The organism is Bacillus sp. WC2507 (assembly GCF_052656125.1).
The window spans coordinates 101302-120132 of the sequence record NZ_JBQXPN010000003.1 but is presented as its reverse complement, the minus strand read 5'-3'; the positions used below and the strand labels follow the sequence as shown (position 1 = coordinate 120132).

13 protein-coding genes are annotated in these 18831 nt (G+C 32.0%); 3 read left to right on the top strand and 10 right to left on the bottom strand.

Going from position 1 to position 18831, the window contains the following annotated elements:
* The first annotated feature begins 116 nt into the window (after positions 1–116).
* The gene (locus ACUN28_RS28515) at positions 117–287 is read left to right on the top strand and encodes a hypothetical protein (protein ID WP_016089800.1); all 171 of its coding nucleotides are present in this window, start codon (positions 117–119) and stop codon (positions 285–287) included.
* 399 nt (positions 288–686) lie between these two features.
* On the opposite strand, the gene ACUN28_RS28510 is transcribed toward ACUN28_RS28515, so the two are convergent.
* From ACUN28_RS28510 to ACUN28_RS28475, 8 genes are all read right to left on the bottom strand, one after another.
* Entirely contained in the window at positions 687–2183 is a 1497-nt protein-coding gene (locus tag ACUN28_RS28510; RefSeq protein ID WP_016089801.1) for a hypothetical protein, read from the bottom strand.
* A gap of 141 nt (positions 2184–2324) precedes the next feature.
* Entirely contained in the window at positions 2325–2486 is a 162-nt protein-coding gene (locus tag ACUN28_RS28505) for a hypothetical protein (RefSeq protein WP_016136435.1), read from the bottom strand.
* A gap of 131 nt (positions 2487–2617) precedes the next feature.
* Positions 2618–4966, bottom strand: a complete 2349-nt coding sequence (locus ACUN28_RS28500) for a hypothetical protein (RefSeq protein ID WP_098560563.1) — start codon at positions 4964–4966, stop codon at positions 2618–2620.
* A 137-nt stretch (positions 4967–5103) separates the two neighbouring features.
* Complete coding sequence (locus ACUN28_RS28495; protein WP_445423453.1) at positions 5104–6312, bottom strand: S-layer homology domain-containing protein; 1209 nt, start codon at positions 6310–6312, stop codon at positions 5104–5106.
* A 240-nt stretch (positions 6313–6552) separates the two neighbouring features.
* Entirely contained in the window at positions 6553–6948 is a 396-nt protein-coding gene (locus ACUN28_RS28490) for a DUF4320 family protein (RefSeq protein ID WP_016089804.1), read from the bottom strand.
* A 25-nt stretch (positions 6949–6973) separates the two neighbouring features.
* Complete coding sequence (locus tag ACUN28_RS28485) at positions 6974–7423, bottom strand: hypothetical protein (protein WP_016089805.1); 450 nt, start codon at positions 7421–7423, stop codon at positions 6974–6976.
* A gap of 16 nt (positions 7424–7439) precedes the next feature.
* On the bottom strand, positions 7440–8936 hold the full coding sequence (locus ACUN28_RS28480) for a hypothetical protein (protein ID WP_016089806.1): 1497 nt from the start codon (positions 8934–8936) through the stop codon (positions 7440–7442).
* 19 nt (positions 8937–8955) lie between these two features.
* On the bottom strand, positions 8956–9909 hold the full coding sequence (locus ACUN28_RS28475) for a hypothetical protein (RefSeq protein WP_016089807.1): 954 nt from the start codon (positions 9907–9909) through the stop codon (positions 8956–8958).
* Positions 9910–13263: 3354 nt separating this feature from the next.
* Between ACUN28_RS28475 and ACUN28_RS28470 the strand changes: the two genes are divergently transcribed.
* The gene (locus ACUN28_RS28470; protein WP_016089808.1) at positions 13264–14004 is read left to right on the top strand and encodes a hypothetical protein; all 741 of its coding nucleotides are present in this window, start codon (positions 13264–13266) and stop codon (positions 14002–14004) included.
* Positions 14005–14037: 33 nt separating this feature from the next.
* Here ACUN28_RS28470 and ACUN28_RS28465 read toward each other — a convergent pair whose 3' ends face one another.
* Entirely contained in the window at positions 14038–15492 is a 1455-nt protein-coding gene (locus ACUN28_RS28465) for a hypothetical protein (RefSeq protein WP_016089809.1), read from the bottom strand.
* A gap of 4 nt (positions 15493–15496) precedes the next feature.
* Positions 15497–15919 (bottom strand): hypothetical protein, encoded by a 423-nt coding sequence (locus ACUN28_RS28460; protein ID WP_016089810.1) that lies wholly within the window; start codon positions 15917–15919, stop codon positions 15497–15499.
* Between the two features lie 1586 nt (positions 15920–17505).
* Between ACUN28_RS28460 and ACUN28_RS28455 the strand changes: the two genes are divergently transcribed.
* A complete protein-coding gene (locus tag ACUN28_RS28455) occupies positions 17506–18789 on the top strand; it encodes a replication-relaxation family protein (protein ID WP_016089811.1) in 1284 nt (427 codons plus the stop codon).
* Positions 18790–18831 lie beyond the last annotated feature (42 nt).

The following is an 18831-nucleotide window of genomic DNA, read 5'->3' as shown; positions in this document are numbered from 1 at the left end:
TTCAAGCTATAAAACATCTCATAAATATGGTGTAATCAATCTAGCTTAACTGATTATTTCAGGGTGGTCGATTGCTATCCTTTCTCTTTTATTTCATGGAGAAAGGAGGTAATCACATGGAAATACTTTTCATAATAGCAATTGAAATTTTGAAAGTAATTGCTAGAGGAGTCGCTGTATTTGTGGCAAAGCGAGTAGGAAAATCCCTATCAACGTTTTGGAAACGAACACACAAAAAAAGCGACAAAAAACGAAAAGAACCACCCACAATGCCTGCAAGCGTGTGAAGGGCGGTTCTAAGAAAAAATAAACTTTTTTAGCAACTAGTCACCTTGCGGTAACAGTTACATAAGGCGAGATGTTAGAGCATCTCGTCTTTTTTAGTTTATGCGAAAACTAGCGTTATAATACTTCTACACATATTATAACACCAACTATCGTACATTTCATGTGTATTCATCCACTATAGTTACTGACTACTCCCACAGCTAAAGCGGTGGGGTTCTTATGTACTTGAAAGAAGCGTTACAAAGCTCTCCACAGATGGTATCGCTATGTTCTGTGTACAACATCTTTGATTTATCTACTGTTCCATAAGACTTTCTCATCTACACAACTGATGTTGTATTCGCGATAAGTTTTAACAAAGGTAGGTAGCTCTACCTACGAAGGAATGATTCCTTATTTTATAGAATACCCATGCTGAGTGGGTATTTTTTCTTTGTTTGTTGCAAGGATTCTATATGTTGATGGTGTAGCTTTAAAAAGATATCAAACGTTTGTATACAACGATTTTGATTGGTTTGTTTTAAATTTACATCACTATTCATTAATAAAAAGGCACTATATAAATCTCGTTGTACGAGATGATTTCCGATTTGACTCCATCGTTGATGGAGTTTTTTCTTTTCATAACTATTTGTAACATGATTATATTGACTGGCTCTAAAAGTTATCGTATTTACTTTTTGTATCTCTTGTTTCCCATACTTCAATTTTTGATTGATAATTTCCACTAACATGGCAGGCGCATGATTCCCCATGCTTTTACCAAAACGCTTTTTGGATTGGAACTTGCCTTGTTGATTTGTTTTTGTCTCTTTTGTACGTTTTGCTAATCCATTAAAGTGCATCGTTTCAATATACACTTCATCACCTAAGGATAAGATGCTATTTGCCAATGCACCATGTTTTTCTTTGATATAAGAAGCTTTTTTTCGATACAACTCATTTAATAGACTTTTTGTTTTTTGATAGTTTTGACTACATGTCCAATGAAGCTTGATGCCACGTTTTACAGTACCATCTTTGTTGAAGTTGTTTTGATTTGTACTTCTACGACTTCTATCCAACTTGCGTAATATACGTCTTTTTTCCCTCTCAAATAAAGGAACATCAGGAGCAAGTTGTTGGATAGAAACGGTTTCTTCTGAAACGATGGCAATAGTAGAAGGGCCGATATCTATGCCTACTCGCTTTTTCTTTTGGTAGGAATGCCGAAAGGCTCCTGTTTTATTGATTCTCTTTGCAGGAGGAATGCCACCCATCACGAGTTGTACATAAAAGGTATCCTTTCCACGAATCATTTTTTTGACAAGACGACAATATTTTATCGTATGAAGAGCGAGTGATTCTTCTATAAATAAATCATTCTTACGAAAACGAACAGGAAGGAGTAATCCATTCCAATAGACCCTGTTTTCTTTGAATCGAATACCCGTTTTATTGGATTTTCCTTCTACAGAACGAAGCATTCCGTATGGTTTAAAGTGTGCTTTCGTTCCTTTAAATATTACGTCTTGCATAGCTTTCCAAACCGTAGAAGCAATTTTTTGGGAGGTATTGCTATCTATATGTTTTTTGTAATTGTGTTGGTGTTTTTTGATATAAGCATGAAGTTGATATTCACTTAATCCAAAGGATTGACGAATGCTATCTAATTCTTTTGCAATTTCTTTCCATTCTTTTGGATGATTTGCTTTTTTTGCCTTCTGATAGCAACGTAATTGTTTTCTATAGGATTTAGCTTCTTTCATGAGTGTATATTGCTTCGTTGCGTAAGATAACGTAGTGTTATAGAGTTTACGAGCAATTTCAAAACGTTTGAGTAAAATATCCTTTTGCCATGTATCCACAATTAATTTCAGTTCTATAATAAAACAATCTTTCTTTGGTTTTGTCATTGCCCGTCACTCCTTTCTTTTTTATTATTTATATAATACAATACAAACATATGTTCCGCAAAGAAAAAACACTTCATTCCTCCCACCTCTAAAGAAGTGGGCTTCCTGAAGCTTAGTTCTGTGAAATAACACAAAGTATTTTTAATACGAAATCAATTTCGTTCCTGTTTCAAAATACTTTGCAGGAGCATAGCTTTTCCCATTCCGATCCTGAAATTCACTTCCAATATATAGCGAGATAATCATTGCGATAACTCCAAAAAAAATCGTTCGTTTCATACGCTGCTTTTTCTTTTTATCCACTCAGATTTCCCCTTTCTACGAAAAAAGGCACACCCCATTAAGCGGTGTGCCTTTGGTTTATCCATTCAGCTACTAGTTTAAGAAGGATTATATACTTTTGTCGATTCAAGTTATTATACAATACTATTTAACTAATTTCTATTCTGCATATAGTACCAGTTTGACAGATCAGTAATAATATGTTCCTTTCCAACCCAGTTCCAACCTGGTGTTTGTACAGGGAACGGAAGATCTGCAAGTACCCTTCTCTTTTTAAAATCATCGTACGCTACACCTTTAATTTCCACTTCATTTGTCAGGCACAAGCTCATTTCATTTACACCTGCTGGGTTTGTTTCAACATTAAACGCATATCTCCCATCTTTCGTTTTTAATGGCGCATACCATTTGCGCTGGCCATCAATAATTTTTTCTTGCCCATCCCAATATAAAGACTTAGTTGGTCTTTTACTATCGAAGACATGTCCTGTTACTTCAGACAAGTACATATTTTTCGGTAGGAATTTTGATGTTAAGCCATTATTAGAAACACTCTCTAAATCATGTGTCGTTTTTAGTCCTTCATCTGCAAATGGATATTGTGCCGTTGCTTTTGTAAACACACCTAGATAATTGGCATTCCAATCATTTCTGTATTTTCCGTTTACCTCATAAGAAAAGCCATACCCTGCATGGAGCTTAGATGGTGCTAAACTATCAACACTCCCACTTAATGTTTCATAATACATTTCTCCCACTGTGTCTTCTTTTGATACACGTTCACTTACTGTTTCTACCACACCTTTTACACTAGTTACACCGCACATCCCATTTTCATGCGATGGTGCATAGATAGCCGTTTTAATTGGATTATTTTTGTATGTGGTTTCTTCTATGTCTATACGATTACCAGCAGGGTTAATTTCCGCTCGAATTGTTCCTTTCCCTTTATGCTGCCAATCAAGATTCAACGTTTTCTTTTCTCCCTCTGTTAATCTTACCTTTTCTAATGCTACTTGTTGTCCGTTATGCTTAAGCACGACTACTGTTTCAGGATTTGCATATTTCGTTTCTAGCGCGTCTAACTTTTTAATTTTATTTTTCTCTTTTTCTAACTTCTGCCTTGCTGTATCTAGCCTACTTGCTGCACTGTCCAGTCTATTTTCTTCCCAAGAGCAGTCCCTATCGTAATAGTGATGGTTCCCTTCTGCATCTACCTCATGAATTGGATTACGACGGCAATAACTTAGACTAGACTGCGCACTATCTCTATCGGATTCAGAACTATTTACTTCTTGCTGGGACTTATTAATATTGTTATTTACCTTTGCTCTATATTGGTCACGCTCTGGTTTAAAATTATCACGTGATACATCTATTCTTGTTTTTACATTCTTTCCTTCTCTTGCTGTTTCTCCTTCAATTCGGTCAGCAGAGAAATCAATTTTATATTTAAAATCATCTTCATTACCTGGATCTGGATTAGGTGTTACTTCTGTCCCACAGTTACCATCTATGGTGAAATCAACAGTTTTCTCATTTGATTCCCTTTGAACAGCATCAAGGACTTTAATTTTCGCAGTATATCGGCCACACATTTGTGGCTGCCACTTTAATTCTTCTGACTTAAATTGCCCTGCATCACCTTCATTTGGTTTTTGATTATCTTTTTGCGGATTTGAACGCAGATAATTTTCTTGATGATACACGGTTTCGCCATCTTTTGTAACATCTAACATCCATTTAACTCTGTTTCGTTCTCCAGCAGCTGATTGATATGGATTTACAGTTGTCCCATTTGGATCTCTATCGTTATACCCTTTTCCCTTGCTGACATATTCAAAACCGTTAAATGTAAATTTAACAGGTACATCTCTTTTTCCACTCGTAACCTTAAAATCATTTATCTTAGGCTTACTTGTGCGTACATACCACAAGCTATACCTATTCACACTATCTACACCACCAGCTCCTGCATATCCACCAGAAAGGTAGGCTATATCCCTAATCCAATAAAACTTTCCTAAGGTAACATTAGGACCATTAAATCTTTTAATATCATGTTTCTTCAAATTCCCCAAAACAAACTCGGGTTCTCCCCAATACTTATCTTTAACAACAGTTTTCGTAACTTGTTCAACTTCTGTTACCATTCGATCCCCAACAACAACTGCACTGTTAATGTATCCATCATTTGATATTCGAACATAAGGACCAGATGTATCTTCATTTTGGACTAGATTTTCCCATGGATTTCCCCAATTGAAAGAGCCATTGTAAACGGCAGGAAAATGTAAATCAGCTTTATATTCGAACTCTTTTGATTTATAACCACTCCCCGGTCTAAGCAAATTACCGCTTAATTGCAGTTCATCAGATTTTAAAATCGAATTTTTACTGCCATCAAAAAATGGTATATCATTATTCGCCGCACTTGCAACTGATGGTAATGCCAACATTAATGATGCGCAAGTCAATAATAATCCCTTTCTCATTCTCATAAAATCCTCCTTAAACGCAAAAAAAGGACAAACCTGTACCTTGGGGAGGTACGTAAGGTTTGTCCTTTACGTATTTATTATTATATTAATATTATATAATTATACAATATTAAACTCAACCTGTAAATACTAAATGATTATTTAGGTTCTACTTCTACATATATCATATGATCTGCTGTAGAATGACCTACACGAATTTTATATTTACCTTTTTCATAGTTATTAATTGATTGAGCATCTATGCTTTCCTGAATTTCTTTATCTAAAACTAAATCAGAATTTAACATAGTAACCCATTTTTTTGTTAACTCAATAGTTGCTTCATTGTTATCTAAGAAAATAATTTTAAAATCGTTTTCATTATTTGCATCAATATAAACTTGAGCACCAATTGTACCTGCTGGCAAGTACATATTTTTATCAAGTATTCTAATAGTTCCATTTAAATCTGCATATTTAAGGTTAGTACCAAATTTACTATTTACACTCTTGATAAGGTTTTGTGCTTCTGTAGAAATGGATTTTTGAGAAATTGGATTATCCATAGCAATTGGATTATAAATAACATCATCTGTAGTTAAAACTTTGTCTAAATTCGTTGGTAAATTAGTTTCTGGTTTTGTCTCTGGCTTTGTTTCTGGCTTTGTTTCTGGCTTTGTTTCTGGCTTTGTTTCTGGCTTTGTCTCTGGCTTCACTTCTGGTTTTGTTTCTTTTTCAACTGCATTAATAGAGTTATATAAGAACTGGCTATATTGTTCACGAGTTACATGCATTTGTGGTGAATATTTATTACTTCCTGTACCAGCTGTAACACCATTTTCCTCTAATGCATTAATTGCATTATATGCCCAAGAGTTTTTATCAACGTCAGTAAATGATGTTGTTTTAGTAGCTTTGAATTTAAAAGCATTTGTAAGAACTTGCGCCATTTGTTCACGAGTTAAGATATCATCTGGTCCAAATTTCCCTTCACCATAACCAGCAACAAGACCTTCTTTAGCAAGTGCTAAGATTTCTTTTTCAAACATATGTCCTTTAATATCAGAAAACGGGTTTTTGAAGCTAGCATCTGCATCCGCTGGTTTTACATATGCATAAATCATACGCGCCACTTGCCCACGAGTTACATTGTCACCAAAACCAAACTGTCCATTTCCGTATCCTGCTACTACCTTACGGTTTGCTAAACCATAGATTGCTTTTGTAGACCAGTGATTTGTTGGAACATCATTGAACTTTAATGAATCTGTGTTATCAGCTGCTTTCGCTGTAAATGCTCCCGCTCCTAATAGTGATGTTCCCATAATTGTTAGTGCTGTTGCTGTTTTTAAAAATTTGTTTGCCATTGTTAGTTCCTCCAAATATATTAGTTTTTTCATAGATTCCTTTATTGTACCGAATTTAAATATAAAATCCAGATAGTTTAACATATAAATTAATAAATTAAAGTTTTTTATAACCGCTGTTCCATATGGAAATAGGCTTGTAAAGTATTTTTATATATTTATTTTCAAATATATTTTTCTAGCAAAAAAACTACACTTTCCAGCATGGTTTTTTACCACTTTTTATACATATTGGTATTTTCAGCGGAAATAGATTTGTCCCATTCCATCTTTGTTAGCCCATATTGGTGCTTTCACACTATCTATCCCTATTATTTTAAAAATAAAGAAGTGATGCTCGGCTTTTATCTTAAAATTCAATGGCTGATTATGATCTACGCGCCCTTTTGTATATTCATATTTCCATCCATCCATATTTTGCTCTTTCATTTTCTTCTCTATATCAGGAATTAGATTTACGTTTTTTCCTTCATATGTGTACTGAAAACCACCTGTTTGTTCTGCTAACTCTACTGTACTAGAAGCAAAATCATGTGCCTTTATTAACTGCATTCCATACAGTACACCCTCTGGTATAAGAGTTATCAATAATAAAGAAAGCGTTAGAAAAAGCGCTGTTGTTACTGTATTTTGCATTTCTTACACACCTACTTTTTCTTATTTATTTCACGTTTCCTCCAGCTTTCTTGTTGTCAGAATCTGCTTCATAAATAAATATGTGTTTTGCGTTACTTTTAATGCTGCCTTTTTTGTCATCAAATTGTTTAGTATAACTAGCAGTCTCGGCTTCTCCTTCAACCGCAATCATTGCAGGTTGTTCTTGTACAGCATGTACAGAAAACTCTCGTTTTGATGCCGGATCCTTAAATGTTGCATTTTGTTTATAAGACTTCTCAAATTCTTTCTTTGCGATTTCTGGTTCAATTGCAACTTCTTCTTGCGCTCGTAAAACACCTACTTTTACGGACTTATCCATTGCTGTACTTCCAGCACGTTCTAGTGCAGACTTATTATCTGTGTGTGTTGTATCTCCAATAATCATATCTGTCATTAAGAATAAACAGCCAACAAATAATAGTAGTGAGGCCGCACCTATAATAAATTTTTGCATCCCTCTTCATCCTTCCTTAATTTTCGGACTTCCTAAATCGAAACCCACTTAAAATGGAACTTTTCTTTTGATTCAACAATTGATTTGGTAGCAGTAGCTCAGCTATTTCCTTCAGTATTCCTTCTAGCTCTTTATAATAATTCCGACTAGATAGCAACGTACTACTATTTAATTGAGATTCAAATACATCTTCTATCTCATATGATAGTAAAGCAGTTAATAACTTATCTCCAAAACATTCCTCTACTACCTCATGCTTTAAAAGTGCAGGAGAAAACTTATTCCCAATGATTCTCGTTTTCTCTAAAGCTAAGTAAGAAACGAGCTTTCTCTCTTTTTGTGTAAGAGGATGCGCTATTTTTAGCAATTGATGCAAATCTGGTTCCGCTACAAAGAAGATATAATCTGCCATTTCGCATACTTCATGGTATAAATCTTTATCCCAATCGTACCCCGCATCAATAATAGATATAGGTGCTTCTTGGTTACCCAATAAAACCTTAATAAAATGGTCAAAGTCCTGTTCTGTTTCACTTTTTAACTCTTGGTCTATAATAGGGTTCTTTACGATATAATTTATTCTTCCTTGCTTCCATTTTGGAATTGATAATATATCAGATTCCTTCTGCAGCATCTCCTTATATCGCTGCAACATAAATTCACTACGATAGTTTTCTGGTGCTTCCGTATATCCCTTTAGTAACGGATACGTATAGCCATCATCATAAAGATTCTCTATATAATTCACATCAATCTGTAATTCATTTAAGTAAGCAGCTAAAAGATGTGAAACAAAAGTAGCACCACTTCTACTATTCATACTGGCCACAACAATTGTTTTTCTTGGAATGGCAATACCAATCTGTTTCTCATATACCGGTTCAAAAGCCAATTTATACTGTTTTTTAACAGTTGGTGCTTTTGGCGTTTTCTCCTGAATGGGCTTACGCTTTTGTTTATTTTTAAATAGTTTGGAATTAGAGGCAGATTCATTGTTGCTATCTTCCTCTAATTCCCTTGATACTTCTCCTTCTTCCTCATCAACAGGAACTTCAGGCAATTTCGTTTGTTTCGGGGCCTGACTTGCTCCTACAATCTCCGCTACATTTTTAATATCCGATTCCTGCAGCAGCTGTGGGATAACCTTATTATCAATATCAATTTTACGAGAGTTAAAAATGTCATAGATACCTAGATAAATCAGTTTCGCCAAAAACTCATCATCATTTTCACGCTCTGTAAATACCACAATGCGAATATCCCGATTAAAGCGAATATCTCTTAGTTTATGTAAGATAATCAATTCACGTTTTTCTTCATGTCCCGCATCAATATTTAATCGTTTGTCATTAATACATAGAATATCGGGTTGTTCCATATCTAGAATTTCATCAAGATACTTGATGTGCATCACATCACTATCAGCTACTTCAAATCCCGCACCAGTAAAATCCTCACGTAAATATGCTGTATATACAGTATCACTAATAGCTAAAACAATTTTTTTCAACATAGTTAACCTCCTACAAACTCTAACGTTGGATTAAAATCATATTTTCAATTGAAATCTGTGCCTGAAGATGAACCTTCCCAATAATCTCATTCAGAATATACTCGATTTCAACTTGTTCCATTGGACGTGGAGCCCCAAAATCAGAATTTATTTTTACTCGTATCTCTAATCGATCCTGTATCTCATGTAAAGGTGTATCAAGATAAAGAATGCTGTAGTATAAAACACCATCTTCAATATTTTTTTGAATCATATCCTTTGTTTGATAAATAAATGTAACCTCAGCAACCTCAATAAAAGGGTCGTCAATTGTTACTTTACTATTCCAATTTAGATTCCAGATCTCACAATGCTCTTCTGCATGCACAACAACTCCATTAATTGAAGGCGTAATAGCAAAAAGACGATCTACAGGAGCTTTGGTTAACGAGGTAATATCACCTTTCTCTAATTCAAAACCTTTTTCCAATCGCTCATGTTCAAAAGCACATTCAGCACCAGCGAATGCGATTTCACAGAATACTTGTTCTAGTAATGGATGAATCCCCTCATATGTTCGTACGGCAAACACACAAAACTCCTGTGTTTCATCTGTTCGAATGATTTCGTATAATTCAAATTCAGATGCATTTGCTAAGGCAAAAGGAATATCTTTTATAAAGTTAGGATCAGTATATAAAGTGTCTGGAATTTGTGTTTCAGGATGATGTATAAACTCTAGGCAAAGTTGATACCCTTTTAAAAACGCATTTTTAGCTGCTGCTGGGAATAGAGTTTCAAAACGTTTTACATTATTTTTAAATTTTTGTTCTTCAACTTCGTTATTAAATTCTCTTTCTTGTAAGATATTCGTTCTATTACCTAACTGCAAAAAGTAATGATTAATCATTCGATTAATACTTTCCTCAAATGTTGTATTATCCTCACAATACTTTGTAAATCTCTTTTTACTCAATTTTATAATTTCATTCATAGCCTGGATTCTCCCTCTCAAATGTTATATATACAAAAAAAGACACACCAATGGCAGGTTATGTGCCTTCGGTGTGTCCGTTTAGCTAGAAATTAAATCTATTAATTTGTATATTAATCTTGAATAATTGTCATTCACACATAAGATTAAAGCTATAATTTTTAAAAGTCAATAGCTTTATTGAACCCTTGTGCACATATAACTATTCCTCTTCCTCTATACTTCCATGTATCTAAACTCAAAAATACAGTTAATTACACAAACTTCTATATTAATCAAACAATTTTTAGAATCATACAATGTACAGAAGATTATTTACTAGAAATATGCAATTATTATAACAAAATCTCGTAATTTTATTTACGATTAAATTTTCAAAACTACTTAACATACAATCGCTCCCATATTAATATTATGTAAACAAAAAACCATTTTATTAAGTACACTCACATTCATATATAAACCGACATTAATATGTAAAGGAAAATCCAAGGAGAATTGTTAATTTCATATCAACATTTTAATAGAATAAGTATATATATTAGATATCATTAACATTTTATAAGATACACTTCTTAATAGGAAAAATTATAAATAACCATCTGTTAATAGCAATATACATTTAGATTTTTATCATCTTCATGTAGAAAAACTATTACATTTCTATAAATTCTCTTAACAGACCACTATATTCAAAAGATTACTCCAAGAGATCTGGAGCTTTCGTAAAAAACACTATAACCTTTATATATTATTCAACTTTCGAAACTCCATTATCACTGTTATTGATGTCATATGAACAAGAAAAACCCATTTTGCACCTGAACTAACATCGACACATCAACTGACATTGATATGTCAATCGAAAACCGAAAAGAAATGTTGATTTTATATCAACAGTTTTATGCAATAAATACAAATACTCATTAATAATTTTAAAATACGTTTTAACGGTAATATTATTCATAGCTATTAATGCTGTAATATAAACATTTAATAAATTAATTACTTATTAACTAAATATAAAACTTTTAATCAAATGCAAATCTCAATCTATTAATAAACTATCACATCAACATTTTATCCTTTTGGTTAACATGAAGTTAACAATAGAATATAGTAAAGTATTTAAATTCAATTTTATGTTAATAATAGTAGTGCAGATATTTGCAACAGATTCAACCAATCATTGTTTACATGTTAATTATACACACGAAATCAAGCAATTATACATTCAGATCCTTGTCACTTTCATTTAAACTAACTTTCACATGTCATTCAAATCATTTAATGTATTACTTATTTAAATGATTACTTCAAGAGGCTGGAGCTTTTGTACAAAATACCATAATGTTTATATACCAGTTGAACTTTCAAAACTACATTACACCTATTATTGACGTCATTTGAATAAGAAAATCCCCCTTTGAAACACGCACTCACATTGACATATCAACTGACATTGACATGTAATCATAAAACCTACAATAAATGTTAACTTCATATCAATACACTAGGTGCATTAACTATAAATATCTATTAACAACCCTATAGGAAAACACTTTTTTAATAGAAACGTTGTTAATAGCTATCAATTCTGTAACTTGATCTTCTAATAAATTTATTTATTAATTACTTAAATACTTATCACAAGATATAAAACTTCTAATCATGTACACAGTTCCATCTATCAATACTTTATATGCAATTCTCGTATTCCTTTGGTTAACATGAAATTGACATTAGGATCTAGTAAGCTTTCTTAATATCAATCTCATGTTAATGATGGAAGTGTAGATTTGAGGAATTATACATTCAGATCCTCGCCACTTTCGTTTAAACTAACTTTTACATGTAAATCAAGCCTTATAGCGTACTACTTATATTTAAATAAGCACTTTAAGAGCACCGAAGCTTTTCTACAAAATACCATAATGTTTATATACAATTGAACTCTCAAAGCTACATTATCTCTGTTATCGATGTTATATGAATAAGAAACAACCTCTTCACAACACGCACTCACATTGACATATCGAATGACATTGACATATCATACCAAAACTTAAAGTAACGTGTTAATTTTATATCAACACCTATAATGCAATAAGTATAAATACTCATTAATAACCCTATTAAAAACAGTTTATAATAGGGTATTGCTAATAGCTATTAATTCTGTAACTTGATCTTCTAATAAATTAATTACTAACAAGATATAACACTTCTAACCATGTAAAAAGTTCAATTTATCAATAACCTATATACAACTACCGTATTTACATTTTATCCTTTTGGTTAACATGAAATTGACAATACACTATAGTAATATGTTTGAATATCAATCTCATGTTAATAATAGAAGTTTAGCTATTTGTAACAGAATCAGTCAATAATTAATTATATGTTAGTTCATCCGCTAAATTAAGTGTTATTACAGAGGTGTTAAAAGACTTATTCGGTTAATTTGAAAGAGTCTTTCTTATATGTGATCCTATATAAATAAGAACATCACCAATACAACGATAGCTAATGATAGTTTAGTTGACAAGACATTGATATTTATCCACCAAAAATCCTTTCTATGTCAATCTCACATATCATGTTAATGTCAGTAGGGGTGAAATTTCATCCAAAATGAGTGATTTCAACCCTTAACAACAGCTGTCTTGTTGAAAATTAAATAAATGACAGCTTGTGATTGTTTGAAAATCGCGAGTGTTAACACGGTGACCTAAATCTATCTCAAATATTCCATACACTATTAAAATACACGTAAATATCCTATTGATCGTGACATAGAGTAGGCATTAAACCTTAAAGTCGATTCACATTAATTTTAATCCTATATTCCTAGCAATATTTGTCCTCATAAAATACTGCTAATTTGGTTATATTATTACCTTTTTTTCTAGCTATTATACATTATGATTTAAATTCCCTAGCTTACATTAGTTGATTTTTCCGCACTATCATTGATTATCTCCTCATAACTTGTTTACAAAATACCTATATTTCCTTATCATTAGTATTAAGTAACGTATTTTGTTAATCTCATGGCAACTATCAGTAATCTTGCTAACATAAAAGATAGTGTTATCCATTGATAGAACATTGCCATTTATATACTTTAGGGGGACAATAGTATCAACAAGTCCAGCGTATTCTATTTAGATAGGTAATGTTCTGTTAACAAACATTTGATTACATGTTAATTTTATATTTCATGTGAGTTACTGAATGCATAGGGATTTGCATACATATTAGCGAAATACTACCTAACATGTTAATTTCAGTCCACATGTTAATTTCAAATTGAGTGTTCATGAGCTGATTTTTAAGGAGGTTGTTACAATGATTGAACAAAAAAGCGAATCACATGACCATCAAATTAACGATGATGACATATTAGATGATAATATTTTTGAAAAGGCATGGCGAATAACTGAATTCTCTAAACTAGTTGGACGTCATCACAATACTGTTTATAATTGGTTCAATATTTTAGAGGAAAAAGGGCTCCACGAAACGTTAAGAACCCAAAATACAAATGAAAAACTTTATAATACATTAGATCTTGAAATTGCTCTATTTATTAAGCAAAAAAGGGATGAGAAATGGTCTTTAGATGCAATTATTGATCTATTACCACACCAATTCGATTTAAGACCTGTATCACCAGAAAATCAATCAAATGAAGTGTCTACTGAATTAAACCTTCAGGCCACTGCAGAAATCATTGAAAAAATGGTAGCTAAACAGTTAGAAGAAAAAATAAAACATATTGAGTCTCGTTACGAAGAGAGGGTAGACAGTATACTTAAACAGTTACCACAACCCGAAGATGCAGAAACCATAAAATTACGTCAGCGCCAAGATAGACTTGATAATTTCATTATTGAGCATAGGGCACGTCAGGAGTTAAGAAAGCAGGCTGAAGGCCTGTGGAATAGTAAAGCTGAAGAGGAACGTACTAGAAAGGTAGGATGGTTTAAAAAAGAGGAAGATTTGGGTAAAAAACAACTCTTCATTGAACAGTATATACAGGATAATATAATTGATTATATAAAATCTCTTATGAATTCTGTGGAATAATAAAAAAGTCTGGAGCTTAGTCCAGACTTTTTATTATTTTGTAGTACCAAACATCTTATCAGGATCTAGAAAATCTGCTAAATCTTCTTCTTCATTTGCTCCAGCATTATTATTTTCTTCGTCACTACCCATATCGATAAAATCTCCAAATGCAAAGCCTAAATCCTCATCCTCATCAATACTCTCGATAGTACTAATTTGAGACTTAGTAAACTGAATTTGGCTTTGTCTTTCTTTAAACTCATTAAATTCTTCAACTAAACCTTTAGATAATCTCGATGGTAATGCATCAGTTTTATAGAACGTATATACACTTCCTAAGAAATCATTTTTACTTACCAAATATCCATTAAAAACTGTACCGTTTATTGGTAGATTATTTGAAACTTCTACCTTAGCATCATCCATAAAGGAATCATTAATATTTTTTTGCTCATCTAAGATAGCAAGCATACCAAAATGATGTACTTTTGACGCTTCTACAGAACCATCGTTATTCTTCTTCATCAAATCAAGTGGGGGATGGAAAGAGCTACCTCTTAATGATTCTTGGAACATCTCGATAATTGCATGGCTATTTTCTATCTGGTTCATATTACGTGAAACCTTATTAATTACTAAACAGCCCGTTTTCTCAAGTAAAATACGCTTAAAGTCTTGAGAATCGAGTATTACAGATGTACCAGATCCATTGGCAGCGGTATTTAGCTCATGAATAATTTCACTAATGCGTTGATTTGCATAATCCCGTGAATTGGCGATACCTTTTTTCTCATTTTCATTTAATCCCTTAAATTCATCGTAGAAGTGCTGGTTATCAGCAAATACTACAAAGGCTACACCTTTGGATTTATCATTTGCTAATTTCCAAATCTCCTGTGAAAATTTATTTACTTGTCGTAATACATCCGGCCCATCTGCTCGGACGGGAAGTGTTACAACAATCCCCATTTTAATAAAATCCTTGCGCTCAATAGCATTTTCAAATGCAATTCTAGCAAACTTTGCTTGATTTGCTTTGATCTCAGACATTGGATATTGCTGCGCAACTTTTTGTAATTCTTGTCTGATTACTGGTTTGTTATGAAAAGCAGAAAATTCTTCAATAGCTTTAATGATTGTAGAAGTTCCTGTTCCTCCACCTAAACCCGCAAAGAATAGAACAAGTTCATCAGAAGGTCTTACACGTTCAGTAATAAATTCTTTTAATTTATCTTTTGCTTCCTCATTTGAATCAAGAACTTTTACCGCACGTTCAGGGTTCTTACCTAAACCACCTAATTTAAGTGAAACTTGATTACTTTTTGGTACATTTTTTAATTCAGCTAGATCTCCATCATTACTATTTAGTGCTAAGCAATTATATACTGCTGTGCCATCTGTATGTGTATATTCCGCAAATTTATCTACCATTCTAGTACCAGCTTGACCAAATCCAATCATTGTCATTTTGACTGCTACTTCATTTTTCAAGAAGTTTTTTGCCATTATTTTATCTCTCCTTATTTACCTTTTTTCTTTTCCCTAACTCAATAAGTACTTGTTGCCCTCTATAAGTTGAGATTAAAAATTTATATGGATGCATAGTCTTTTCATAGATTAAAGACATTGATGATAGCGTACTCACACTTATTTCTGCTGAACGTCTAGATATATTCGTGCGTTCAACTTCTAATGAATAGGATTTACCTTTTTTCTTCTTTACTCTCCTATCAATAACTACATTTTCCACTATTTCATTAATTGATATGCCTCTCATATACTTTGTCTCTTGAAATTGTTTATTTACTACGTTTCCTATGTATAGAAATACACTGTAGAGTATCTCATCTTGTTCAAGTATATCAGCAAACATGTTTACTACTTCATCTGCAAACTTGATTGTTTGATATTTTTCACTTAAAACCTCGTTCAAGTTGTCCCCCCCTTAAAGCATTGGTTAATTATTCCTAGAAACATAGTACATCATTACACGTTGTATATCAAGTCATTATAAATAAAACTTATATATAGGACTTATATATAAGCCTTATATCGATTAAATCATAAAGAATCTATGTTTTATAAGGGTTTATATATACAGCGTATATATAACGTGTATATATGTTATATCAATCTTAAATTTCATGTGATTTACATTTTAATTGCGGGTAATAAAATACTATAAAAAAAACTGATAAAAACACAGGAAAAATCGCTCATTTTTATTAACATGAAACTCACAATTAACAATATACAACTTATATATAAGCCCTATATATAAGTTGTATATACAAACACCTTTATAACAAGGATAAATAAATTTTTATTTACAACGTAATATGCTATTATTTTTTTGTAAACTTCTCATATAAGGTTTATATATAAACCTTATTTATACAACTTATATAAATCACGTGTGAAATATTCAATATTCAAACAATCGATATCATACTTGCGTATATATGTTACTAAGAAGATTTCATAAAGTTTTTTTATTACTTAGTTGTTTTGAAGGGATTTATCTCTTATAAGGATGACAATTGTTAATGTTATGTTAATGCACTGTTCTTTACCTATTACTTGTTAGTTCACGTGAATGTATCTGTTGACAGAAAAAATTTACTCTGTGCCTCATTAAAATTCAATTCCTTGTCAATTTCAGTCATTCTTAGAAGGCCATTAGGAGCGGCTGTTAATTTCATATGAACAACAGAGATCATCTCAAATTATAATTAACATGTTAAAAAGGGGATCAAAGGTTAAGATGACTGATGCAATAGTTCTTAAAACCCCTGTAAATAATCTCTTAAACTAAGACATTCTAATAGGATTATGCTAAAAAAATGCATCACTGCTATGAAAAAAGAAACCTTTATGTAAATTGGATTATTAACAGAAAATCCTTATCTTATTAACATCAAAGTGATACTTACATTACACTAAAAGTTTTATTAATTTAGTACGAATAATGATAGCAATTAGAACTTCACATAAAATTAACAACTAATTAATTTCATGTGAATGGAACCTTCATGTTAAGCACATATAGACACATTTTTAACGTACCAACAATTATGTAGAAACACTCATTAAATTTTGTCTAAATGAATTAATAAGTATAATAAGATAAAAATTCTCTAAAAAAATATAGAGAAAACTCCTCTTTATAATTCTTGAATAATTGTAATCAATCAAAATGTTATTATTCCTATCTAATAAATGTTAGGACGTCATAACATTATTTTTATAACAAAATTTCATTATAACTATTGTTAGATGTCTAGTAGTATATCGGCCTAACAACATGAAAGATTTAATAGATCCATATAAACCCATGATTTTTAATAGATTTATAATAGTAGTTACCACCCCAACTCTGGTGTACAAAATAGGGTATCTCTGAATAGCAAAACCTCTTATTCATGTTTTCTTATTTTACAACCACTATATCAATGTAATAGTATATTAAAAATGATAATTATTTAATTTAAGTCTAATTCAATATAAGAGGTGTATACTTTGTCCGGAGAAGTGTATAAATATAAACGACCAGGTACCAAAAAACATTTTCACTTAAAAGAAGCAGACGTTTTTATGTTAACAGTTTTATATTACAAAAGAGCTCTTACAACACGACAAATCACAATGTTATATAGTGCATTTGAAGGAAGAGAATGTTCTGAAGCTAGCATATTTACAAAACTTGACCGATACTCACAATACGGGGCTATGCTAACTAAAAAAATAGATAAAAGGGATGACAGCATTACGAAACGTGCCTTATTTTCCTTAAAAGAAAAAACAATTGAATTTTTAATGGGGATAGGGAGAATTCCCAAAAAAAGTTCCAAAAGAAGGTACTCACGAGCTACTTCTTTTCACACAGTATGTTCACGCGAAGTCATTATGCGTACTCTTCTAGCGACTACAAAGAAAACTCAAACCAATGAATTATTATATAAAATGGATATTCGTTCCTTTTACCAGAAACAAAATATGAAAATTGAGGATGACCAGTTGCCTTTGATTCCTGATGAACATATTTCATATCAAGGTAAAAATATCTATATCGAGATGGATATGTGTAAAGAAACAAATACTACCTTAGTTGAAAAAGTAGGTAAGTACATAGAATCCTCACAAAAAACGAATGAGAATATAACCGTTGTTTTTGTTATGTACGACAAAACTATGTTTCTTGCAGAAGATGCTGAACCACCATACGTGAGGATGAAAAATCTATTATTTTCTATGCGGAAATATCATGAAACTTTAATGAATCAAACCAATCTACATGTACACGTCTGCTCACTTAAAAATGCTGGAGATGTTATTTCAGATATCATCCTTGGAAAAGATGATAATCAAAACTTCGAACAAGATATTCTTTTATCTTTATCTCAACGAACAGTAGGAGATGCCGATTGGCGTTACGCATTTGTTGAAAAGGTTCAAACGTTCAAAGAACCAATAGATGGAGGACTTCGACGAACGTATAGGAGAGATAAAGATGTGATCCAAGATTTCTTCTTTATTTTCGGAAATGAAAATGATTACAGGATGATTGCTAGACTAGACGATGTCGTATTTTCAAGAAAAGAAGGGGACGAAGGCGTTCCACTTGTTGTTATTTATCCGAAACGTGAGAAACCTAGAGATATACTTTTAATGAACACTTATAACAACGTACTACTACTATCCTTACAAAATGAGAGTGTCACTATAGACGCTAATGAACAGATCATGGCACGTACTGCAAATAACATTCATCCAAAAAGACGTAAACTTGTAGAATTATATTAATCCATTGTTTTTTATATACTTCTATACAATTTTATTGATTTC